At 53.6% G+C, this 21,882-nt stretch carries 18 protein-coding genes, 4 tRNA genes and 2 rRNA genes; 18 read left to right on the forward strand and 6 right to left on the reverse strand.

Annotated elements, in window-relative coordinates:
- Positions 1 to 4: 4 nt before the first annotated feature.
- Positions 5 to 259, reverse strand: coding sequence for a sigma-G-dependent sporulation-specific acid-soluble spore protein CsgA (locus IC803_RS06080; protein WP_081208963.1), 255 nt, complete (start codon positions 257 to 259; stop codon positions 5 to 7).
- Positions 259 to 444: a hypothetical protein gene (locus tag IC803_RS06085; RefSeq protein ID WP_081208960.1), complete on the reverse strand. Its 186-nt coding sequence runs from the start codon at positions 442 to 444 to the stop codon at positions 259 to 261. The genes IC803_RS06080 and IC803_RS06085 overlap by 1 nt, the downstream gene beginning before the upstream one ends.
- Before the next feature lie 117 nt (positions 445 to 561).
- Here IC803_RS06085 and IC803_RS06090 point away from each other — a divergent pair, with 117 nt between their 5' ends.
- Complete coding sequence (locus IC803_RS06090) at positions 562 to 702, forward strand: hypothetical protein (RefSeq protein ID WP_190304272.1); 141 nt, start codon at positions 562 to 564, stop codon at positions 700 to 702.
- Between the two features lie 209 nt (positions 703 to 911).
- Here IC803_RS06090 and IC803_RS06095 read toward each other — a convergent pair whose 3' ends face one another.
- A complete protein-coding gene (locus IC803_RS06095) occupies positions 912 to 1,376 on the reverse strand; it encodes an Hsp20/alpha crystallin family protein (protein ID WP_081208952.1) in 465 nt (154 codons plus the stop codon).
- A 231-nt stretch (positions 1,377 to 1,607) separates the two neighbouring features.
- On the opposite strand from IC803_RS06095, the gene IC803_RS18350 reads away from it, so the two are divergent.
- The 7 genes from IC803_RS18350 to IC803_RS06125 all read left to right on the forward strand — a co-directional run bounded on the left by IC803_RS18350 (position 1,608) and on the right by IC803_RS06125 (position 8,921).
- Positions 1,608 to 1,730: a hypothetical protein gene (locus IC803_RS18350; RefSeq protein ID WP_255396844.1), complete on the forward strand. Its 123-nt coding sequence runs from the start codon at positions 1,608 to 1,610 to the stop codon at positions 1,728 to 1,730.
- A gap of 229 nt (positions 1,731 to 1,959) precedes the next feature.
- Positions 1,960 to 2,634, forward strand: a complete 675-nt coding sequence (locus IC803_RS06100; protein WP_081208948.1) for a response regulator transcription factor — start codon at positions 1,960 to 1,962, stop codon at positions 2,632 to 2,634.
- The gene (locus IC803_RS06105) at positions 2,631 to 4,028 is read left to right on the forward strand and encodes a HAMP domain-containing sensor histidine kinase (protein ID WP_081208946.1); all 1,398 of its coding nucleotides are present in this window, start codon (positions 2,631 to 2,633) and stop codon (positions 4,026 to 4,028) included. The genes IC803_RS06100 and IC803_RS06105 overlap by 4 nt, the downstream gene beginning before the upstream one ends.
- 16 nt (positions 4,029 to 4,044) lie before the next feature.
- A complete protein-coding gene (locus tag IC803_RS06110) occupies positions 4,045 to 4,200 on the forward strand; it encodes a hypothetical protein (protein ID WP_184318148.1) in 156 nt (51 codons plus the stop codon).
- Positions 4,201 to 4,215: 15 nt separating this feature from the next.
- Entirely contained in the window at positions 4,216 to 4,782 is a 567-nt protein-coding gene (locus IC803_RS06115; protein WP_081208944.1) for a glycerol-3-phosphate responsive antiterminator, read from the forward strand.
- A gap of 179 nt (positions 4,783 to 4,961) precedes the next feature.
- Positions 4,962 to 6,620, forward strand: coding sequence for a glycerol-3-phosphate dehydrogenase/oxidase (locus IC803_RS06120; protein ID WP_081208942.1), 1,659 nt, complete (start codon positions 4,962 to 4,964; stop codon positions 6,618 to 6,620).
- 114 nt (positions 6,621 to 6,734) lie between these two features.
- Positions 6,735 to 8,921 carry an alpha-galactosidase gene (locus tag IC803_RS06125; RefSeq protein ID WP_081208940.1) on the forward strand — a complete coding sequence of 729 codons (2,187 nt, stop codon included), beginning with the start codon at positions 6,735 to 6,737 and terminating at the stop codon, positions 8,919 to 8,921.
- Positions 8,922 to 8,972: 51 nt separating this feature from the next.
- On the opposite strand, the gene IC803_RS06130 is transcribed toward IC803_RS06125, so the two are convergent.
- Positions 8,973 to 9,755 carry an EcsC family protein gene (locus tag IC803_RS06130; protein ID WP_081208938.1) on the reverse strand — a complete coding sequence of 261 codons (783 nt, stop codon included), beginning with the start codon at positions 9,753 to 9,755 and terminating at the stop codon, positions 8,973 to 8,975.
- Positions 9,756 to 9,913: 158 nt separating this feature from the next.
- Here IC803_RS06130 and IC803_RS06135 point away from each other — a divergent pair, with 158 nt between their 5' ends.
- From IC803_RS06135 to IC803_RS06150, 4 genes are read left to right on the forward strand one after another with little or no spacing between them, the layout of a single operon-like run.
- Positions 9,914 to 11,095 carry a galactokinase gene (locus IC803_RS06135; RefSeq protein ID WP_081208936.1) on the forward strand — a complete coding sequence of 394 codons (1,182 nt, stop codon included), beginning with the start codon at positions 9,914 to 9,916 and terminating at the stop codon, positions 11,093 to 11,095.
- Positions 11,092 to 12,078 (forward strand): UDP-glucose 4-epimerase GalE, encoded by a 987-nt coding sequence (gene galE / locus IC803_RS06140; RefSeq protein ID WP_081208934.1) that lies wholly within the window; start codon positions 11,092 to 11,094, stop codon positions 12,076 to 12,078. Before IC803_RS06135 ends, galE begins: the two co-directional genes overlap by 4 nt.
- 2 nt (positions 12,079 to 12,080) lie before the next feature.
- A complete protein-coding gene (gene galT, locus IC803_RS06145; RefSeq protein ID WP_081208932.1) occupies positions 12,081 to 13,607 on the forward strand; it encodes a UDP-glucose--hexose-1-phosphate uridylyltransferase in 1,527 nt (508 codons plus the stop codon).
- A 56-nt stretch (positions 13,608 to 13,663) separates the two neighbouring features.
- Complete coding sequence (locus IC803_RS06150; protein WP_081208930.1) at positions 13,664 to 14,683, forward strand: LacI family DNA-binding transcriptional regulator; 1,020 nt, start codon at positions 13,664 to 13,666, stop codon at positions 14,681 to 14,683.
- A gap of 19 nt (positions 14,684 to 14,702) precedes the next feature.
- Here IC803_RS06150 and IC803_RS06155 read toward each other — a convergent pair whose 3' ends face one another.
- Together IC803_RS06155 and IC803_RS06160 are read right to left on the reverse strand one after the other, a co-directional pair.
- A complete protein-coding gene (locus tag IC803_RS06155; RefSeq protein WP_081208928.1) occupies positions 14,703 to 15,146 on the reverse strand; it encodes an Hsp20/alpha crystallin family protein in 444 nt (147 codons plus the stop codon).
- A gap of 65 nt (positions 15,147 to 15,211) precedes the next feature.
- Positions 15,212 to 15,502, reverse strand: a complete 291-nt coding sequence (locus tag IC803_RS06160; protein ID WP_081208926.1) for a hypothetical protein — start codon at positions 15,500 to 15,502, stop codon at positions 15,212 to 15,214.
- Between the two features lie 616 nt (positions 15,503 to 16,118).
- Here IC803_RS06160 and IC803_RS06165 point away from each other — a divergent pair.
- From IC803_RS06165 to IC803_RS06190, 6 genes are all read left to right on the forward strand, one after another.
- Positions 16,119 to 17,676: ribosomal RNA gene (locus IC803_RS06165) — 16S ribosomal RNA — on the forward strand.
- A gap of 157 nt (positions 17,677 to 17,833) precedes the next feature.
- A 23S ribosomal RNA gene (locus IC803_RS06170) occupies positions 17,834 to 20,762 on the forward strand.
- The 16S and 23S rRNA genes sit together here with 4 tRNA genes alongside, the layout of an rRNA operon.
- A gap of 226 nt (positions 20,763 to 20,988) precedes the next feature.
- Positions 20,989 to 21,060: transfer RNA gene (locus IC803_RS06175), tRNA-Gly, on the forward strand.
- A 9-nt stretch (positions 21,061 to 21,069) separates the two neighbouring features.
- A tRNA-Arg gene (locus IC803_RS06180) sits at positions 21,070 to 21,143 on the forward strand.
- A 101-nt stretch (positions 21,144 to 21,244) separates the two neighbouring features.
- Positions 21,245 to 21,315 (forward strand) — tRNA-Gly (locus IC803_RS06185).
- Between the two features lie 329 nt (positions 21,316 to 21,644).
- Positions 21,645 to 21,721 (forward strand) — tRNA-Arg (locus IC803_RS06190).
- The last annotated feature ends 161 nt before the right edge of the window (positions 21,722 to 21,882 follow it).

The following is a 21,882-nucleotide window of genomic DNA, read 5'->3' on the forward strand; positions in this document are numbered from 1 at the left end:
GCCGTTACATAAGCAGCTCGTACACTTCATTCAGCTGATAGACGCGCTCGTAATCGCGCTCATCCATCGCGTAGCAGATTTCATGGGGCAAAATGCGGTCCAAAAAAGCGCTCTCCTCTTGCGTCAAGTCGCGGACAAACTCCCCCTCGCCCCGGTACGGTTTGCTGATCAGCTTTTTGTAGATGCGTTTTGGCGTGTCATCGTGGCTATCCAAGTAGTTAGACAAAATTTCCCGCAAATAGGCGAGCGTTTGTTCCATCACGGTTCGCCCCCTTCAAAAAAAGAAGCAAACGTTCGGCTGACGTTTGTTTTGCCTTTCGCATATGGATTTTCTTCCGTGACGCGATCTGGATCAAGGTTCGTTTTAATCACCAGCATCGGTTCATCGGACGGCTCATTGATCAACCGGTCGTTCAGCTGTTGAAAATCGGGCAGTTTCGCCATTCGTTTTGCACCTCCTACCAAGTAGCGTAGCTTACCGACGGCGAAAGTATGTATGTCTCGTTTATGCGGCGGAAAAACGCGCAAGCTAATGGCAAACGGCAAGGGGGTGAACAGACGGTGACGAACCGCAACGACAATCGGAAACGGAAAAATAAATACCCAAACCATCGCGAAGAAATTGCCAAAGAATGGGACATCCAAAAAGATCCGACACCGGAGAACAACAACCGGTACGGAAGCCCGTCGCACAAACAGTAGAATCCGAATGCAAAAAGGCCGCTCCCCATGTTGGGAACGGCTTTTTTATGAATGGCCTCGGCCGACAACGGGCGCGTCTTTGAAGCGCCTCGAAGTAAGGAGGGTGCATAAGGCGTTTTGTCGGCCCGGCTGTCTGCAGGATCTATGGTTGGACCGTTCCTTCGCTCATTTTCCCGGCCCAACGCGTTGGTTTCACGGCATTCAAGCTTTTACTCAATGTCAATGTATTTTCGCTTTTGCGGCAGCCGGATGATGAGCGTGCCGTTTTGGAACGACGCTTTCACCTCATGTTCGGCAACCGGATATGGAAACGGAATCACCCTCGTCACGCGCCGCCGCGCCTGCCGCCGCTCGTATACATGACCGTTGTCGTCGGCCGATTCGATGGTTTCCTGATGATCGATGACGAGTTGCAGTCCGTCTTCGTGCCATTGCAAGCTGATTTGCTCCCGCTTGATCTCGGGCAGCCGGACGATGATTTGGTAATCGCGTTTCGTTTCTTTCACCTCGACCGGGATGTACGCTTCAGCAAATGTTTGCGCGAAGTAGTCATCAAGCGTTTCAAGCAATTTTTGCAGCGGCCGTTCATCAAACCATTGATTCACCATTTTCCGCAAATGGTGGAACGGGTGATCCCCTCCTCCGCCGGCCGGCGGTTGAAACGGTTCATTCATCGCGCTCCCCTCTCTTTCCTTTTTTCGAAGTAGCCGATTTGCCGCATTCGGGCGACGCTGCTCGGCCATACCGCCCTGGCAGTTGGCAGCCATTGATCGGCAATGCGATTCACTTTCAATGTATGTACGGAAAACAAAAAAGTCACTCCGCGTTTTTTAGCGTTTTTTCATGTGGATTTCATTTGCAGCGGATATAATGACTCCACTGTCGATGAGGGAGGGAGCAGTGCCATGCATTGGATTCATTGGCTTTTGACATTGTTTTTCTCCGGAACTGCTGTGTCGCTTCTTTCCTACCAAGCGTTTGAAATCGTTCAGGCCATCGTCGACTGGTTTGTTGACCGCCACTCGTAGCGGGAATCTCCATGTGGACAGCGGTTGAGGCGTGCGCCGGGCCCAGCTTGGCGAAAGGCACGCAAAGGCGGGCGGCTGTTTTAGAACCTGCCCGAAGCGAGGCGGCGAACACAGCCGCCTGTTTCATTTCGACGGCCGATTGCCACCGGCGATTGGCTTTTTTGTAGTAAAATGAATGTAAGGCCGGCGCAGAGGAAAAGAAATAGACGCAGGAGAGGAGGAACGGCCGATGAACGGAAGGATTTTATTGCTGGAAGATGAAACGGGGTTGGCTCGATTTTTGGAGCTTGACTTGACACATGAAGGATTCGATGTGCATGTGTGCGGGGATGGGCGTGAAGGGCTTGAACTCGCTCTTTCGGAACCGTGGGATCTCATCTTGCTTGATGTCATGCTGCCGAGTTTAAACGGCATGGAAGTTTGCCGCCGCATTCGGGCGGCGAAACCGACGCCGATTATCATGATCACGGCGCGCGACAGCGTATTTGACCGCGTCATGGGATTGGATAACGGAGCGGATGACTATATCGTCAAGCCGTTTGCCATTGAAGAGCTTCTCGCCCGCATCCGCGCTTTGTTTCGCCGCGTTCGTCCTGAACCGGACGGACAAGTGTTGGTGTTTAAAGACTTAGTCGTCGATATGCAGGCGCGCATGGTCAAAAAAGGGGATGCATTTATTGAGTTGACGAAACGGGAATACGATTTGCTCGTCGCCTTTATGCAAAATATCAATGTCGTGTTGACGCGCGACGTGCTGCTTGAGAAAGTATGGGGGTTTGACACCGAAGTGGAGACGAACGTTGTCGACGTTTATGTCCGCTATTTGCGGCAAAAGCTTGACGAACATGACAAAGAACGGTACATCCAAACGGTGCGCGGCGCAGGATATGTGATGCGGCCATGAAGCGGCTTCGCCTCCATCGTCTGTCGTTGAAAGGGAAGCTGACCGTTTTATCCGCTGGGGCGATTTTTATCACGTATTTTGTTTTTACGTTTTTGCAATACCATATTGTGCGGCAATGGCTGCTCAATGAAGAAGAAAAAACGATGGAACAAACTGTGGCGGAAATTGAAACTTATTACGCCGAAAAACGTAATGTATCATGGGAAGATATTCGCCGTAGCCGTTCGTTTCTCGAAAAACTGAACGAGCGCTATCAGCTCATTCGCGTCACCGACCGCGACGGCAACGTCATCGTCTCGGTTTCCAACGGCGCAGCGGTGTCGCTGTGGCCGAGCGGCGTGCCTGACAAGCTGAAAATGGATGAACATTTCATCAACAATGAGCAGTTTTTGCTGCTTCGCCAACCGCTTCATGTCGGAAACTTGTCCGGGACGATTGAAATTGCCCGTCGGCTGACGAAATTCCAACAAGTGACGAACACGATGTTTGTCATCATGACGGTGATCGGCTTGGCGGCCATGGCAGCGAGCGCGCTCGCCGGACGGCTTGTGGCGCAAAGCTTCATTCGGCCGTTGAAAACGTTGGCGAAAACGATGGCCGACATCAAAAACAACGGGCTGAAGCAGCGCATCGATGTGCCTTCAGCGCGCGACGAGATCGCCGAGCTCATGCAGATGTTCAACAGCATGATGAACGAAATTGAACGTTCATTTGCCTTGCAGCGGCAGTTTGTTGGGGATGCGTCCCATGAATTGCGGACGCCGCTCGCCATTTTACAAGGCCATCTTTCTTTGTTGCAGCGATGGGGCAAGCACAATCCAGAGATTTTGGAAGAATCGCTTGAGGCGGCGGTGAAAGAGGCGGAACGGTTGAAGCGCCTCGTTCTTGAGCTGCTTGACCTATCGCGCGCCGAGGCGATGGAAGTGCCAAAAGAGATCGCGCCCACTGATGCCGCCGCGGCCATCGGGCAAATCGTGAAAAATTTCCGCGTCTTGCATCCGGATTTTCAATTTATTGTTGACCAACCGGAGAAACCGCTGGCGCGTGTGGCGATCACCAAACATCATTTTGAACAATTGCTGTTCATTTTGCTTGACAATGCGGTAAAATATTCTCAACGGGTCAAAAAAATCGCTCTTTCGCTGCGCGAGGAAGAATCGTTTGTCACGGTCGCCATCCGCGATTATGGCATCGGTATCCCGCAGGAAGAACTGAAAAACGTCTTTTTGCGTTTTTATCGCGTCGACAAGGCGCGCAGCCGCGAACAGGGCGGAGCCGGGCTCGGTCTTTCGATCGCCAAGGAAATGATCGATAAATACGGCGGGCAAATTACGATGGAAAGCGAAGTCGGCCGAGGAACAACGGTTAAGCTCGCCATTCCGAAAGCGGAATAGGAGAGGAGTTGAGACAATGGGGCATCTTCACGAAGAAGAGGCGGCAGGCAAAAAAGCGATTCATCATGTCGTCGAAAAGTTCCGCAAGCGCGGAGTGAAAATCGCGACATGCAAACCGCGGACAATGATGTCGCTGTCGTGCTTAGACGAGATCGATAAAATGAGAGGATAGACCGGGGAGAACGCCATGGAAATGAGACAACCAATTGTTCCGGCTATGAAAACGATGAAGCAGTTTGATGCCTTTTTGGCGAGCGGCTACGAAATCGGGGTGTTGCTCGAAGTACATATCGCCCAGCTCAAAAGCATCTTCGATTATGCGCGTCGACACGGCAAGCGGCTCATCATCCACGCCGATTTAGTGCAAGGGCTGAGCCATGATGAACATGCGGCGGAATACCTTTGCCAAGAGTTTCGCCCGCATGGCCTCATTTCGACGAAGGCGAGCGTCATTATGAAGGCGCGGCAAAAGCACGTCCTCGCCGTGCAACGCATCTTTTTGCTTGATTCGCACGCTTTAGAGAAAAGCTACCAGCTGATCGCCAAAACAAATCCCGACTATATTGAAGTCATCCCGGGCGCGATGCCCCACATCATCCGGGAGGTGAAGGAGCGGACCGGAAAGCCGATTTACGCCGGCGGGCTCATTCGCACCCCGGACGATGTCAAGCAGGCGCTAGAAGCCGGCGCCGCAGCGGTGACGACGTCAAACGAAGCGCTCTGGCGCCACTACGACCGGCGCCACGATGAGTAGGACGGTGGAAATCGTTGATGCGTCAAGCTAGCCAAACGAGCGGCAATCTGTTATAATAAAACCAACAAGTTAATCATCAGTCAGGAGACATGGAGAGACCATGCATACATGGTAGGCAGAACGCTTATCGTGTTTGTCATGGTCTCTTTTTGTCTTTTTTAAACGGGAGGGAGCGATCAATGATGTTTTCAAGCAGACGGCGAAGTGAGTTGTTGAACGCCATGGGGGAAAAAACGTACGATGTACTTGTCATCGGTGGGGGAATCACTGGCGGAGGCATCGCTCTTGATGCCGTTTCGCGCGGCATGCAAACAGCGCTTGTCGAAATGCAAGATTTCGCCGCCGGGACATCGAGCCGCTCGACGAAGCTCGTTCACGGAGGCTTGCGCTATTTAAAACAATTCGAAGTGAAAATGGTCGCCGAAGTCGGGCGCGAACGGGCGATCGTTTACGAAAACGGCCCGCACGTTACGACGCCGGAATGGATGCTGCTGCCGATTTACCGCGGCGGGACGTTCGGCAAGTGGAGCACATCGGTCGGCCTTTGGCTGTACGACCGGCTGGCCGGCGTCAAGCCAAGCGAGCGGCGGACGATGCTTAATGCCCGGAAGACGTTGAAAAAAGAACCGCTCTTAAAGCGTGATGGGCTCCTTGGCGGCGGCTATTACGTCGAATACCGGACCGACGACGCCCGCTTGACGATCGAAGTAATCAAAAAAGCAGTCGAACTCGGCGCCGACGCCGTCAACTATACAAAGGCCGAACAGTTTTTATACGATGACCGCGGCCGCATCATCGGCGCCCGCTGCCGCGACCTGCTCGGCGGACGAGTGTATGACATCCGCGCCAAAAAAGTCGTCAATGCTGCTGGACCATGGGTTGATGCGCTGCGCGACAAAGACGGTTCGAAAACCGGCAAACACCTCCAACTGACCAAAGGCGTCCACATCGTCATCGACCAAAAGCGGTTTCCGCTCAAGCAAGCCGTTTATTTTGACACCCCGGACGGCCGGATGGTGTTTGCCATTCCGCGCGATGGAAAAACGTATGTCGGCACGACCGATACGTTTTACGACAGCGACCCCGCCCATCCGACGATGACGGAAGAAGACCGCGATTACTTATTGAAAGCCATCGAGTATATGTTCCCGTCGGTCGGCATTACTGCCGCCGATGTCGAGTCGAGCTGGGCCGGCGTCCGCCCGCTCATCTATGAAGAGGGGAAAGATCCGTCGGAAATTTCCCGGAAAGACGAAATTTGGACATCGCCATCCGGGCTCATTACGATCGCCGGAGGCAAGCTGACCGGCTACCGGAAAATGGCGGAAACGGTCGTTGATCTTGTCGCCAAGCAGCTCGAAAAAGAGGAGCGGAAAACGTTCCGTCCATGCCAGACGAAACAGCTGCCGATCTCCGGCGGCGATGTCGGCGGCTCGCACGAGTTGTCGGCGTTTATCGCCAAAAAAGCGGAAGAGGCAACGCGTTATGGATTAACGAAAGAAGCGGGAGCGCGGCTCGCGAAACAATACGGCACGAACGTTGATCGGTTGTTTGCTTTAAGCAGGCAATACGACCGCTCGTCTAGTTTAACGCGGGAGACGTTTGTCCGCCTCGTTTATGCGATCGAGGAAGAAATGGCTGTCAAACCGACCGACTACTTCATCCGCCGCACCGGGGCGCTGTTGTTTGACATCGATTCGGTCCGGCGGGAGAAAGAGGCAGTTGTGGCGTTTATGGCGCGGCATTTGGGGTGGACGGGGGAAGAGCGGGACATGTATGAGAAAGAACTCGACAAGGAACTGCTGCAGGCGGTATTGGAGGAGAAGGATCAGAATTAGCGGACTATAAACAGTAAAAAATTATGAGCGCCCTCATTCGGGCGCTTTTTTTGGATGGATTTTTTCGTAAAAATTAAGTAAAATTTAAATAAAAAATCAAAGTGAGGGAAGAGAATGGCGATTGCATACAATCCGCAAATGAAACTGTTTCATTTGCGGGCGGGCAAGACAAGCTACGTGATGCATCTTTTCCGCTCTGGCTATTTGGCTCATGTCTATTGGGGAAAAGCGGTGCGTGATGTTCGAGGCGCGCGGATGTTTCCGCGGTTGGACCGCGCGTTTTCCCCTAATCCCGACCCATCCGACCGCACGTTTTCGCTCGATACGCTGCCCCAAGAGTATCCAGCCTACGGCAACACCGATTTCCGTGCCCCGGCGTATCAAGTGCAGCTTGAGAACGGTTCGACGGTGACGGATTTGCGCTACAAGACGCACCGCATTTACAAAGGGAAGCCAACGCTTGACGGGCTGCCAGCGACTTACGTCGAGCAGGAGAACGAAGCCGAAACGCTGGAAGTGGTCCTTGAGGATGCGCCCATCGGCCTTCGGGTTACACTATTATACACCGTTTACGAAAAATGGAATGTCATGACCCGTTCAGCCCGTTTCGAAAACAAGGGGCGTGAGCGCCTAAAGCTGTTGCGGGCGCTCAGCATGAGCGTCGATCTCCCGTGCGCCGATGATGACTGGATCCATCTTCCCGGAGCGTGGGGGCGCGAACGCTGGATCGAGCGGCGCCCGCTTCTGACCGGGGGGCAAGCGGCCGAAAGCCGCCGTGGCGCGAGCAGCCACCAACAAAACCCGTTCATTGCCCTCGTGCGAAAAAACGCTGATGAACACCAAGGCGAGGTGTATGGGTTCAGCCTTGTGTACAGCGGCAGCTTCCTCGCCCAAATCGAAGTCGACCAGTTTCACACCGCTCGCGTCTCGATGGGGATCAACCCGTTTGATTTTACATGGCTATTGGAACCGGGCGAATCGTTCCAAACACCGGAAGTGGTCATGGTTTACTCCGACCAAGGGTTAAACGGGATGTCGCAAACGTATCATGAACTATATCGCACCCGTCTGGCGCGCGGCATGTTCCGCGACCGCGAACGCCCGATTTTAATCAACAATTGGGAAGCGACGTACTTCGATTTTAACGAAGAAAAACTCGTCAACATCGCGAAAACAGCAGCGGAACTGGGCATCGAACTGTTTGTGCTTGACGATGGCTGGTTTGGCGAGCGTGACGACGACCATCGTTCCCTCGGTGATTGGGAGGTCAATCGGCGCAAACTCCCAAACGGCCTAGACGGACTGGCGAAACAAGTAAACGAGCTCGGGTTGCAGTTCGGCTTATGGATCGAGCCGGAAATGGTGTCGCCAAACAGCGAGCTGTACCGGAAGCATCCGGATTGGTGCCTCCATGTGCCAAACCGTCCGCGCTCTGAAGGGCGGAACCAGCTTGTGCTCGATTACTCCCGCCAAGATGTATGCGATTATATGATCGAAACGATCTCGAACGTGTTGGCGAGCGCTCCAATTACGTACGTGAAGTGGGACATGAACAGGCATATGACGGAAATCGGCTCGGCTGCCCTGCCGCCCGAGCGGCAGCGCGAAACAGCGCACCGCTATATGCTTGGGCTGTATCGCGTCATGGGCGAGATCACCACGCGCTTTCCGCACATTTTGTTTGAAAGCTGCTCGGGAGGCGGGGGGCGGTTTGATCCCGGGATGCTTTACTATATGCCGCAAACGTGGACGAGCGATAATACCGACGCCGTCTCGCGCCTGAAAATTCAATACGGCACGAGCCTTGTTTACCCGGTGAGCGCCATGGGCGCCCACGTCTCCGCGGTGCCGAATCACCAAGTCGGGCGGGTGGTGTCGCTTGATATGCGCGGCCATGTCGCGATGTCAGGCAACTTCGGCTATGAGCTCGATATTACGAAATTGACGGAAAAAGAAAAGGCAATCATGAAAGAACAAGTGGCATTTTACAAAGACGTGCGCCACCTCGTCCAGTTTGGCACGTTTTATCGGCTGTTAAGTCCGTTTGCGGGCAACGAGGCAGCATGGATGTTCGTCTCTGCCGACCGCACAGAAGCGCTCGTCGCCTACTTCCGCGTGTTGGCCGAAGCGAACGCCCCGCTGTCATTCCTGCGTCTCAAGGGGCTTGACCCGAATCAAGACTACGAAGTGGAGGGCGTTGGTGTTCAGGGCGGTGACGAGCTGATGTACGCCGGACTCGCTGTGCCGCATCGCTCGGGTGATTTTATCAGCACGATGTGGCGGCTGAAAGCTATTCGATAGGAAGAAACGCTGGCAATGCCTTAGCCCGAAACGAATCGAACCCGGTGTCGCTCAGACATCGGGTTCGAACTGTTTCAGCTTTTCGATGATGCGCCGTTTCCGGTATAACATTTTCCCTGCTTCAGCGATCTCTTCCATAAACGACTTGTTAAACAGTGAACCGAAAATCACGCCGATGATCGGCACGGCTTGGAACAGCTTTTTCCAGCCGTATTGGTCGCGGAACGTCATCATCACTTCCCGCCAGCCTTGCAGCTCGGAAAAGACATGCTCGCGCTGGTTGGAAAATGAAGAAATCTCGTCCAAAATCGCCTTTTTCCCAACGATGTCCGCCGCGGCAAACTGCAAGCATTTGACGACAAACACGCGCTCCTCTTTTTCCTTCGGGTCATATCCGTACACGATGGCGATCTCCTGCAGCGTTTTCAGCGCCAGCCCGAGCAGGGCAGGGATGTCCACGGCCAGCGTCAGCGCCCCGCCAACCCCAGTCGCCGCTCCTTGCAGCTGTGCGAACGTCACGCGCGCCTCGATCAACTCGTCGCAAACGCGGTCCATCGCCTCAAGCGGCAAGTGCGGCACTTCGGCAAGTGACGATACCCCAAGCTTGTCCAACACCTTTCCTTCCTTCACCAAGTATTGCCCGCCGCTTTGAATATAGTTGCCCAACTCATCGAGCAGCTGCCCCAGTTTTCGATGGATGACTTTTGGCGTCAGCTTATCAAGCACTTGAAACGGCAAGCGGCCGAGCTTTTCCCAAAACCATAGGTCTTTTTGGGAGTGTTCCCAGTGGGTGATGGCGTCAAGTTCTTGTTTCAGCGTTTGTCGAGCTTCCATTCTGTTCCGCCTCCTTGTAATAAATAAGATGAATAAATACTCGAATGATTATACGTATAAACAAAGATCATGTTTCACAATTGATTTTAGATAAAATATTTACTAAAATATTTACGAAGAGATAATGACTCAATTTGATTTTTTAAGGAGGCCCTTCCATGATCTCTACTTTAAAAAAGCAGTTTACCGAGCTTTTCGGTGGGCTAGATGACGGCATTCGCGTCTTTTTCGCCCCCGGCCGTGTCAATTTGATCGGCGAGCACACCGATTACAACGGCGGGCATGTGTTGCCGTGCGCACTTACGATCGGCACGTATGCGCTTGTGCGGCCAACGAAAGAGCCGTTCGTGCGGCTGTACTCAACAAACTTTCCGGAAACCGGCGTCATTACTGTCTCGTATGATGACTTGTCATATCGGAGTGAGCATAGTTGGGCGAACTACCCGAAAGGGATCATTGCCGCGTTTCAAGCGCTCGGTCCGCTGGAGGCCGGATTGGACATTTTGTATGAAGGCACGATTCCCAACGGGGCAGGGTTGTCGTCGTCGGCGTCGATTGAACTCGTGACCGCGGTTATGCTCAATGAATTGTTCGGGCGCGGGCTCGACCAGCTGGAACTTGTGAAAATGAGCCAGAACGTAGAAAATAAATATGTTGGCGTCCATTGCGGCATTATGGATCAGTTTGCCGTCGGCATGGGGAAACAAAACTGCGCTATCCTACTAAACTGCCAGACGCTTGAGTACCGCTATTTGCCATTGGTGCTTGACGATTGTGCCATCGTCATCGCGAACACGAACAAAAAGCGCGGCTTGGCGGACTCGGCGTACAACGAGCGGCGTGCGGCGTGCGAAGCGGCGCTTGCCAAGCTGCAAAACGTGCGCAACATCGCCTCGCTCGGCGAGCTGACGAGCGCGGAGCTGGATCAATATGCTCCCCTTCTTTCCCCGCTCGAGCAAAAACGGGCCCGCCATGCGGTGACGGAAAACGAGCGGACGCTTGCGGCGGCTGCGGCGCTTGAGGATGGAGACCTTGTTCGCTTTGGTGAGCTGATGAAGCAGTCGCATTTGTCGCTGCGCGACGACTATGAAGTGACAGGCATCGAGCTCGACACGCTCGTTGAGGCGGCATGGGCGCACGAAGGAACGGTCGGGGCGCGCATGACCGGAGCCGGGTTCGGCGGCTGCACGGTGAACATTGTAAAAAAAGCCTATGTTCAAGACTTCATTGAACGAGTCGGAAACGCGTATGCCGAAAAAATCGGCTATGAAGCAAGCTTTTATGTCGTTGACGTTGGTGACGGGGTGAAAGAACTCACAGTGGAGGAGATGTGCCGATGATTTTGATTTGCGGCGGGGCAGGCTATATCGGCAGCCATGCGGTATACCGCCTGCTCGAAAAAGGGGAAGAGGTCGTCGTTGTCGATAACTTGCAGACGGGGCACAAAGAAGCGGTGCATCCGGATGCACGGTTTTGCCAAGGGGATATTCGCGACCGCCGCTTTTTGCGCGAGGTGTTTCGCCAGCACGACATTGAGGCGGTCATCCATTTTGCGGCGAACTCATTGGTCGGTGAAAGCATGGAGGAGCCGCTGAACTATTACGACAACAATGTATACGGCACACAAGTGCTGCTTGAAGTGATGAAGGAATGCGGCGTCAAGCAAATCGTCTTTTCTTCCACCGCTGCGGTGTATGGAGAGCCGAAACAAGTCCCGATCGTTGAAACCGATCCGACGGAACCGACGAACGCGTATGGAGAAACAAAGCTCGCGATGGAAAAAATGATGAAATGGGCGGATCGCGCCTACGGTATCCGCTCGATTTCGCTCCGCTATTTCAATGTTGCCGGGGCGTATGGCACAGTGATCGGTGAGGATCATGATCCGGAGACGCATCTCATTCCGTTGATTTTGAAAGTGCCGCTCGGCCAGCGCGAGGACATTTCCATTTACGGTGATGACTACGATACGCCAGACGGCACGTGCATCCGCGATTACATTCATGTGCTCGATCTTGTCGATGCCCACGTTTTGGCGCTTCACAAACTGCGAAACGGGGCGGCCAGCAACGTATACAACTTAGGCAACGGCAACGGGTTTAGCGTCAAAGAAGTCATTGAAGCGGCACGGCAAGTGACTGGGCATCCGATCCCGGCCCGCGTCATGGCACGGCGTCCGGGCGACCCCGCGAAACTCGTCGCCTCATCGGAAAAAGCGAAGCACGAGCTTGGCTGGGAGCCAAACTGCCCGTCCATTACGGACATTGTCGCGTCGGCGTGGGAATGGCACAAAGCGCGGCCGAACGGCTATCGGGGTGTGTAGACATGGAAACGATTTTTGCGGCGATTGAACAACTGATTCATTATGCCAAGCAGCGCGGTCTGTTAGCGCCGGAAGATGCGGTGTACGCGCGCAACCGCCTGCTGGCAACGCTCCGACTCACCGAATGGCAGCCTGTCGAGGTCAAGGATGCTCGCTTGGCCTCGCCGGCTCCAGTGCTGGACGCCATCATCGATTGGGCGCATGAGCAAGGATTGTTGGAAACGAATACAACGACCGAGCGCGATAGATGGGACGCGAAACTGATGGACTGCGTCATGCCGCGGCCGTCAGAAGTGATCCGCGCCTTTTACGAGCGATACCGCCGCGACCCGCAGGAGGCGACGGACTGGTTTTATTTGTTGAGCCAATTGTCCAATTACATTCAAACGGCGCGCATCGCCCAAAACCAGCAATGGAACGTGCCGACCATCTACGGTGAACTGGATATTACAATCAATTTGGCGAAACCGGAAAAAGATCCGAAGGAAATCGCCAAAATGAAAGAAGCGCCGTCATCCTCGTACCCGAAATGCGTGCTGTGCAAAGAAAATGAAGGGTATGAAGGAACGTGGAGCCACCCAGCCCGTTCCAATCATCGGGTCATCCCGATCACGTTATTGGATGAACAGTGGTATTTCCAATATTCTCCCTATGTGTATTATAATGAACATTGCATCGTCTTCCACGCCGAACACGTGCCGATGAAAATGGAGCGGAAGACGCTTGAGCGTCTGCTTGGTTTTGTGGAACAGTTTCCACATTATTTTATCGGCTCGAACGCTGACTTGCCGATTGTCGGCGGCTCGATTTTAACACACGACCATTTTCAAGGCGGGCGTTATCCATTTGCGATGGAAAAAGCGGAGATCGAGGAATACATTTCCCTTCCTTCGTTTCCGTCACTGACGGCGGGGATCGTTCGCTGGCCGATGTCGGTGATCCGCTTAACAGGGCCAAAAGAGGACGTGCTAGAGGCCGCGGTGCGCCTGTATGACACGTGGCGGGCGTACAGCGACCCTGATGTCGGCATTATTGCCTACAGCGGCGATGTCCCTCACAATACGATCACTCCGATCGCCCGCCGCCGCGGCCATTTGTTTGAACTTGACGTCGTGCTGCGCAACAATCGGACGTCGGCGGAACATCCGTACGGCATTTTCCATCCGCATGAGGAACTGCACCATATCAAAAAAGAAAATATCGGCTTGATCGAAGTGATGGGGTTGGCGGTGCTGCCCGGCCGACTTGCCGCGGAGCTTGAGACGTTGGCCGATTATCTTGTGCACCGGACGAAAAAAGAAGCATGGGATGAGACGATGCTTAAACATTGGGATTGGTGCGAAGCCATTCGCTTGGCCTACCCGGACATCACGAAGGAAAATGTCCATGACATTTTGCGGCACGAAGTCGGACAACGGTTTGTGACCGTATTGGAGCACGCCGGGGTGTTTAAGCGGGACAAGCGAGGAAGGGACGCGTTCCGCCGCTTTCTTAGCCATGCGGCGGAGAAGATGTCGTCTTTTGTATAAATGCGGCGAAAAAACGCGTTTCATATGAAACTGAAGGAAGGGAACGCAAACAGACTATGGCCACGTTAAAAGAAATTGCCGAAAAAGTCGGCGTCTCCGTTGCAACCGTGTCGCGCGTGCTCAACTACGACACAACGCTATCCGTCTCCGACGAGACGAGAAAACGCATTTTTGAAGTCGCTCAAGAGCTGAACTACAAAACATTGCGGGAACGGAGCCAACAAGCGCGTGAATCATTTCGCTTCGGGCTCATTCACTGGTACTCGGAGCATCAAGAAATCGACGACCCGTATTATATGGCGATCCGCCTCGGAGTGGAAAAAGAATGTTTTGACCGCGGCATCGAGCTCGTCAAATTGTTTAAACAGAACGGCGCTTATCCGATTGAACGGATGAAAGGGCTGGATGGCATCATCGCCGTCGGGAAATTCGGTCCGAACGAAGTGAGTGCCTTTGCCGAAGGGGCGAAGCAAATCATCTTTGTCGACTGCTCGCCTGATGAACGGCGGTTTGACTCGGTCGTCATCGATTTGCGCCAGGCGACGATTGCGGTGTTGGACTACTTGCTTCAGCTTGGGCACACGAAAATCGGGTATATCGGCGGCCGTGAATATGTCGACGAGGAAACGCCGATCCGCGATGAGCGGGAAACAGCGTTTTACGAATATTTGTATGTCAAAGGTCTGTATGACTCCCGCTATGTATGGATCGGCGCCTTCACGGCTGAAGATGGCTATCGGTTGATGAAAGAGGCGATTGTCAAAGGGGACTTGCCGACGGCGTTTTTTATCGCCAGCGATTCGATGGCCATCGGCGCTTTGCGCGCGTTGCACGAAGCGGGCATCGCCGTTCCGGAAGAAGTGGCCGTTGTGGGGTTCAATGATCTTCCGACCGCCGCCTTTCTTCACCCGCCGCTTTCGACGGTGAAAGTATACACAGAATTTATGGGTGAAACAGCGGTAGAGATGCTCGTTGAACGCTTGACGACAAACCGAACCATCTGCAAGAAAGTCGTCGTGCCGACCGAACTCGTCATCCGCGCCAGCAGCGAGGGCAATGAAAAGGGGAGCGGTTGATCTACCGCTCCCTTCCATATTAGTGGAATTCGATATCAACGCGTTTTTTCGTTCCTGTTGCTGTTTTCGGGATGTGAATGTCAAGAACGCCGTTTTTGTATGTGGCGCGAATAGTTTCCGTCGCCGCATCCGCTGGCAGGGTAATCGAACGTTGGAAGCGGCCGAAGAAGCGTTCGCGCCGGTGCATTTGTTCCTCTTTGACATCATGATGACGTTGGATCGTGCCGCTGATGGTCAACATGTTGTTCTGTACATCAATGTGCACATCTTCTTTTCGCTCGAGACCCGGCAAGTCGCACGAAACGACGTACTCGTTGGCTGTTTCATGCATGTCGATACGCGGCATCCAGTGCTGTTCGTCCATATGGGCAAACAGCGACGGAAAATCGCTTGTAAAAAAGCGGTTCATATCGCGGCGGATCGATTCCAAATGGCGGAACGGGTCATACGGAATTAACGCCATAGCTGCTTTCCTCCTTACACATGAAATGTTTTTCCGTTCAGTAGTGTGATCTGTATGCTCCTGATTTATGTATGCTTGGTGTGCAATTGTTCCATCGCTGTTAAATACGCTCGAATGAGCGCGACTTTCATGTCATTGGGCAAATCCGAGGCAGTCACTCGTTTAACAGCGTAATAAAATTTCACTTCAGGCGTCTGCCGCACGCGCGGATGCGTCCACTCATCGCGCAGCTCTTGCCTTATCATTTTATACAAAAGAGTTTCGCTTTCTTGTTCATCGAGCGGTCCGGCCGCCAGCGATCGGTTCGGCCAAAGGTGACGATAGGCGTCAAGCAGTATAGAAAACGGATGATCCATGACGATCTTCTTCCTCCTTATAGCATCTGTTCGCGATCGGTCATTCATGATTTTCCGAAATTCTTTCCTTATTATATCATACGGCGGTCAATGCGATGCCTGCGAGCTTTAAGCATAAAAAGAGCAGCGCTTGCCTGCAAAAAAGTTCATGAACAAATTCCTTCTCTTATTTACAGAAGAATAGAAAACGGCGGCTGTAAAGTGCCCCCATCTTTGTCTTCATATATAGAGACAGATGAAGATTCCTGTCTATAGTTTTGGCTATCATTTCTGAACACGAAATAGATCGTTGCTTTATCAAAAAAGTAGTTGACATGAAGTCGAAACATATATAAAATAAAAATCTGTCTCGAATGATGTTGAGAGGCGATGACCAAGTAGTCGCAAAACAGAGAGACTGCAAAAAAAGTTATTGACAAATAATAAAGATTGAGTATAATGTATAATTGCCGCGACGGAACAAGCGCGGTAATAAAAAGGAAACATACAAAACAACAAGAAGAAAACAGCAGTTGACATTTTGAGAGAATGGTTTATAATAATAAATGTCGTGATAAGGTCAAATTCCTTGTTCCTTGAAAACTGAACGAAACGAAGCGCAAGCCAATCAACTTTCTATTTGGAGAGTTTGATCCTGGCTCAGGACGAACGCTGGCGGCGTGCCTAATACATGCAAGTCGAGCGGACCGAATGAGAGCTTGCTCTTGTTTGGTCAGCGGCGGACGGGTGAGTAACACGTGGGCAACCTGCCCGCAAGACCGGGATAACTCCGGGAAACCGGAGCTAATACCGGATAACACCGAAGACCGCATGGTCTTTGGTTGAAAGGCGGCCTTTGGCTGTCACTTGCGGATGGGCCCGCGGCGCATTAGCTAGTTGGTGAGGTAACGGCTCACCAAGGCGACGATGCGTAGCCGGCCTGAGAGGGTGACCGGCCACACTGGGACTGAGACACGGCCCAGACTCCTACGGGAGGCAGCAGTAGGGAATCTTCCGCAATGGACGAAAGTCTGACGGAGCGACGCCGCGTGAGCGAAGAAGGCCTTCGGGTCGTAAAGCTCTGTTGTGAGGGACGAAGGAGCGCCGTTTGAACAAGGCGGCGCGGTGACGGTACCTCACGAGAAAGCCCCGGCTAACTACGTGCCAGCAGCCGCGGTAATACGTAGGGGGCGAGCGTTGTCCGGAATTATTGGGCGTAAAGCGCGCGCAGGCGGTTCCTTAAGTCTGATGTGAAAGCCCACGGCTCAACCGTGGAGGGTCATTGGAAACTGGGGGACTTGAGTGCAGGAGAGGAGAGCGGAATTCCACGTGTAGCGGTGAAATGCGTAGAGATGTGGAGGAACACCAGTGGCGAAGGCGGCTCTCTGGCCTGCAACTGACGCTGAGGCGCGAAAGCGTGGGGAGCAAACAGGATTAGATACCCTGGTAGTCCACGCCGTAAACGATGAGTGCTAAGTGTTAGAGGGGTCACACCCTTTAGTGCTGCAGCTAACGCGATAAGCACTCCGCCTGGGGAGTACGGCCGCAAGGCTGAAACTCAAAGGAATTGACGGGGGCCCGCACAAGCGGTGGAGCATGTGGTTTAATTCGAAGCAACGCGAAGAACCTTACCAGGTCTTGACATCCCCTGACAACCCAAGAGATTGGGCGTTCCCCCTTCGGGGGGACAGGGTGACAGGTGGTGCATGGTTGTCGTCAGCTCGTGTCGTGAGATGTTGGGTTAAGTCCCGCAACGAGCGCAACCCTTGCCTCTCGTTGCCAGCATTCAGTTGGGCACTCTAGAGGGACTGCCGGCTAAAAGTCGGAGGAAGGTGGGGATGACGTCAAATCATCATGCCCCTTATGACCTGGGCTACACACGTGCTACAATGGGCGGTACAAAGGGCTGCGAACCCGCGAGGGGGAGCGAATCCCAAAAAGCCGCTCTCAGTTCGGATTGCAGGCTGCAACTCGCCTGCATGAAGCCGGAATCGCTAGTAATCGCGGATCAGCATGCCGCGGTGAATACGTTCCCGGGCCTTGTACACACCGCCCGTCACACCACGAGAGCTTGCAACACCCGAAGTCGGTGAGGTAACCCTGACGGGAGCCAGCCGCCGAAGGTGGGGCAAGTGATTGGGGTGAAGTCGTAACAAGGTAGCCGTACCGGAAGGTGCGGCTGGATCACCTCCTTTCTAAGGACGAAAAAAGGCCGCTAACGGCCAACCATGAACCAATCGCGCTTTCGTTTCGTTCAGTTTTGAGGGAACGAGCACTGTTCTCTCAACGACAAAGATCGTTCCTTGAAAACTAGATAACCGATACACAAAAGGAAGAAGCCGAGACGCTGTAGGTTAAGCTAGAAAGGGCGCACGGTGGATGCCTTGGCACTAGGAGCCGATGAAGGACGGGGCAAACGCCGAAACGCTCCGGGGAGCTGTAAGCAAGCGTTGATCCGGAGATGTCCGAATGGGGGAACCCTCTGTCCGTAATGGGACAGGATCCATGCCTGAATCCATAGGGCATGGAGGGCACACCCGGGGAACTGAAACATCTTAGTACCCGGAGGAGAAGAAAGCAAACGCGATTCCCTGAGTAGCGGCGAGCGAAACGGGAACAGCCCAAACCAAGAGGCGTGCCTCTTGGGGTTGTAGGACCGCTCATATGGGAGTGAGAAAGGAACGGGGTAGACGAACCGGTCTGGAACGGCCGGCCAGAGAAGGTGAGAGCCCTGTAGTCGAAACTTCGTTCCCTCCCGAGCGGCTCCTGAGTACGGCGGGACACGGGAAATCCCGTCGGAAGCAGGGAGGACCATCTCCCAAGGCTAAATACTCCCTAGTGACCGATAGTGAACCAGTACCGTGAGGGAAAGGTGAAAAGCACCCCGGAAGGGGAGTGAAAGAGAACCTGAAACCGTGTGCCTACAAGTAGTCAGAGCCCGTTTATGGGTGATGGCGTGCCTTTTGTAGAATGAACCGGCGAGTGACGATGGCGTGCGAGGTTAAGCCAAGCAGGCGGAGCCGCAGCGAAAGCGAGTCTGAACAGGGCGCATGAGTACGTCGTCGTCGACCCGAAACCAGGTGATCTACCCATGTCCAGGGTGAAGGCCGGGTAACACCGGCTGGAGGCTCGAACCCACGCACGTTGAAAAGTGCGGGGATGAGGTGTGGGTAGGGGTGAAATGCCAATCGAACTTGGAGATAGCTGGTTCTCCCCGAAATAGCTTTAGGGCTAGCCTCAAGGTAAGAGTGTTGGAGGTAGAGCACTGATTGGGCTAGGGGCCCTCATCGGGTTACCGAACCCAGTCAAACTCCGAATGCCAATGACTTATCCTTGGGAGTCAGACTGCGAGTGATAAGATCCGTGGTCAAGAGGGAAACAGCCCAGATCGCCAGCTAAGGCCCCTAAGTGCACGTTCAGTGGAAAAGGATGTGGAGTTGCGAAGACAACCAGGATGTTGGCTTAGAAGCAGCCACCATTTAAAGAGTGCGTAATAGCTCACTGGTCGAGTGACTCTGCGCCGAAAATGTACCGGGGCTAAACGTGCCGCCGAAGCTGCGGGATGACCGTTGGTCATCGGTAGGGGAGCGTTCTAAGGGCAGAGAAGCCAGACCGGAAGGACTGGTGGAGCGCTTAGAAGTGAGAATGCCGGTATGAGTAGCGAAAACAGAGGTGAGAATCCTCTGCGCCGAAAGCCTAAGGGTTCCTGAGGAAGGTTCGTCCGCTCAGGGTTAGTCGGGACCTAAGCCGAGGCCGAAAGGCGTAGGTGATGGACAACAGGTGGAGATTCCTGTACCACCTCCTTCCCGTTTGAGCGATGGGGGGACGCAGGAGGATAGGGTGAGCAGGCGGCTGGAAGAGCCTGTCCAAGCAGTGAGGCTGGCCAGCAGGCAAATCCGCTGGCTAAAAGGCTGAGCTGTGATGGCGACGGATTCGATCCGGAAGTCCCTGATTCCACACTGCCAAGAAAAGCCTCTAGCGAGGGAAGAGGTGCCCGTACCGCAAACCGACACAGGTAGGCGAGGAGAGAATCCTAAGGCGCGCGGGAGAACTCTCGTTAAGGAACTCGGCAAAATGACCCCGTAACTTCGGGAGAAGGGGTGCTCTTTCGGGTGATGAGCCTGGAAGAGCCGCAGTGAAAAGGCCCAAGCGACTGTTTATCAAAAACACAGGTCTCTGCGAAGCCGAAAGGCGAAGTATAGGGGCTGACACCTGCCCGGTGCTGGAAGGTTAAGGGGAGCGCTTAGCGCAAGCGAAGGTGCGAACCGAAGCCCCAGTAAACGGCGGCCGTAACTATAACGGTCCTAAGGTAGCGAAATTCCTTGTCGGGTAAGTTCCGACCCGCACGAAAGGTGTAACGACTTGGGCACTGTCTCAACGAGAGACCCGGTGAAATTATACTACCTGTGAAGATGCAGGTTACCCGCGACAGGACGGAAAGACCCCGTGGAGCTTTACTGCAGCCTGATATGGAATTTTGGTATCGCTTGTACAGGATAGGTGGGAGCCTGAGAAGCCGGAGCGCCAGCTTCGGTGGAGGCGGCGGTGGGATACCACCCTGGCGGTATTGAAATTCTAACCCGCACCCCTTAAGCGGGGTGGGAGACAGTGTCAGGTGGGCAGTTTGACTGGGGCGGTCGCCTCCCAAAAGGTAACGGAGGCGCCCAAAGGTTCCCTCAGAATGGTTGGAAATCATTCGGAGAGTGCAAAGGCACAAGGGAGCTTGACTGCGAGACGGACAGGTCGAGCAGGGACGAAAGTCGGGCTTAGTGATCCGGTGGTTCCGCATGGAAGGGCCATCGCTCAACGGATAAAAGCTACCCCGGGGATAACAGGCTGATCTCCCCCAAGAGTCCACATCGACGGGGAGGTTTGGCACCTCGATGTCGGCTCATCGCATCCTGGGGCTGTAGTCGGTCCCAAGGGTTGGGCTGTTCGCCCATTAAAGCGGTACGCGAGCTGGGTTCAGAACGTCGTGAGACAGTTCGGTCCCTATCCGTCGCGGGCGCAGGAAATTTGAGAGGAGCTGTCCTTAGTACGAGAGGACCGGGATGGACGCACCGCTGGTGTACCAGTTGTCCCGCCAGGGGCACCGCTGGGTAGCTATGTGCGGACGGGATAAGCGCTGAAAGCATCTAAGCGTGAAGCCCCCCTCAAGATGAGATTTCCCATCGCCAAAAGCGAGTAAGATCCCTCGAAGATGACGAGGTCGATAGGTCCGAGGTGGAAGCGTGGCGACACGTGGAGCTGACGGATACTAATCGATCGAGGGCTTAACCTAGAAAAGTGGAAGCGCCGCGTTTAGCTCTCGAAGCCAAATGTTCTTCACCCGCAGGGGCGCTTGCGCCCCGAGGGGGAAGGTTATTTGGCAGAAGAGAGCTAGGCGCTGGAACTGGACAATAGAAAAGCGCAGGCGAGCCGATGGCGAGCCGGAGCTAGACAGTACGAAAGCGGAGGCTTCTTCCCAAAGGTTATCTAGTTTTGAAGGAATGAACTTCCTTTATAATGCGGAAGTAGTTCAGTGGTAGAACACCACCTTGCCAAGGTGGGGGTCGCGGGTTCGAGTCCCGTCTTCCGCTCTCTGTCATGCGCTCGTAGCTCAATTGGATAGAGCATCTGACTACGGATCAGAAGGTTAGGGGTTCGAATCCTCTCGAGCGCGTCCAATCAATTTTGTAAAAAAGTATTGACAAAAAAACTGTTAATGATTATATTTTTATTGCAACCGTTCCTCTTGGTTGTAAGGACAAGTTAATCAATCATGCGGGTGTAGTTTAATGGTAAAACCTCAGCTTCCCAAGCTGAAGTCGTGGGTTCGATTCCCATCACCCGCTTTTCTTTATTTAAAGAAACGGTGAAGGATGTTAGGGCATCATCTGTATTACATCCCAGTAGCCCAGCGGGATAGAGCAACGAGCAATAGCTTCTTTGAAACAACTGCGAGTTGCCCCGACGCATCCATCTTCTTCGAGTAAGCTTGTAGAGGAAGGGGCAGCCGAATAATGAGAATGTCATAATTGCTATGTCCCAGTAGCTCAGTAGGATAGAGCAACGAGCAATAGCTTCTTTGAAACAACTGCGAGTTGCCCCGACGCATCCATCTTCTTCGAGTAAGCTTGTAGAGGAAGGGGCAGCCGAATAATGAGAATGTCATAATTGCTATGTCCCAGTAGCTCAGTAGGATAGAGCAGCGGCCTTCTAAGCCGTCGGTCGGGAGTTCGAATCTCTCCTGGGACGCCATTTACATATAATTTGTTCGGGTTGAATTGGTTGAACCCCTTGATATGACCGCATTTGCGGTCATTTTTCATTTTTTTGGGAATCCCCCCAAAAAACGATAGAATCCGAAAAAATTTTGCACGGCTATTTAGCATGGTACAGCTCTTCCATTGCAAGGTCAA

Source organism: Geobacillus sp. 46C-IIa, from assembly GCF_014679505.1.
In the GTDB taxonomy this organism is placed as follows: Bacteria; Bacillota; Bacilli; order Bacillales; family Anoxybacillaceae; genus Geobacillus.

Excerpts from the sequence above, each read along its gene's own strand:
- IC803_RS06105 (WP_081208946.1), top strand. The coding sequence starts at position 2,631 with ATGAAGCGGCTTCGCCTCCATCGTCTGTCGTTGAAAGGGAAGCTGACC.
- IC803_RS06130 (WP_081208938.1), bottom strand. The coding sequence starts at position 9,755 with ATGGAAGCTCGACAAACGCTGAAACAAGAACTTGACGCCATCACCCAC.
- IC803_RS06115 (WP_081208944.1), top strand. The coding sequence starts at position 4,216 with ATGGAAATGAGACAACCAATTGTTCCGGCTATGAAAACGATGAAGCAG.
- galT (WP_081208932.1), top strand. The coding sequence starts at position 12,081 with ATGGAAACGATTTTTGCGGCGATTGAACAACTGATTCATTATGCCAAG.
- IC803_RS06120 (WP_081208942.1), top strand. The coding sequence starts at position 4,962 with ATGATGTTTTCAAGCAGACGGCGAAGTGAGTTGTTGAACGCCATGGGG.
- IC803_RS06125 (WP_081208940.1), top strand. The coding sequence starts at position 6,735 with ATGGCGATTGCATACAATCCGCAAATGAAACTGTTTCATTTGCGGGCG.
- IC803_RS06110 (WP_184318148.1), top strand. The coding sequence starts at position 4,045 with ATGGGGCATCTTCACGAAGAAGAGGCGGCAGGCAAAAAAGCGATTCAT.
- IC803_RS06100 (WP_081208948.1), top strand. The coding sequence starts at position 1,960 with ATGAACGGAAGGATTTTATTGCTGGAAGATGAAACGGGGTTGGCTCGA.
- galE (WP_081208934.1), top strand. The coding sequence starts at position 11,092 with ATGATTTTGATTTGCGGCGGGGCAGGCTATATCGGCAGCCATGCGGTA.
- IC803_RS18350 (WP_255396844.1), top strand. The coding sequence starts at position 1,608 with ATGCATTGGATTCATTGGCTTTTGACATTGTTTTTCTCCGGAACTGCT.
- IC803_RS06150 (WP_081208930.1), top strand. The coding sequence starts at position 13,664 with ATGGCCACGTTAAAAGAAATTGCCGAAAAAGTCGGCGTCTCCGTTGCA.
- IC803_RS06155 (WP_081208928.1), bottom strand. The coding sequence starts at position 15,146 with ATGGCGTTAATTCCGTATGACCCGTTCCGCCATTTGGAATCGATCCGC.
- IC803_RS06135 (WP_081208936.1), top strand. The coding sequence starts at position 9,914 with ATGATCTCTACTTTAAAAAAGCAGTTTACCGAGCTTTTCGGTGGGCTA.
- IC803_RS06085 (WP_081208960.1), bottom strand. The coding sequence starts at position 444 with ATGGCGAAACTGCCCGATTTTCAACAGCTGAACGACCGGTTGATCAAT.
- IC803_RS06080 (WP_081208963.1), bottom strand. The coding sequence starts at position 259 with ATGGAACAAACGCTCGCCTATTTGCGGGAAATTTTGTCTAACTACTTG.
- IC803_RS06160 (WP_081208926.1), bottom strand. The coding sequence starts at position 15,502 with ATGGATCATCCGTTTTCTATACTGCTTGACGCCTATCGTCACCTTTGG.
- IC803_RS06095 (WP_081208952.1), bottom strand. The coding sequence starts at position 1,376 with ATGAATGAACCGTTTCAACCGCCGGCCGGCGGAGGAGGGGATCACCCG.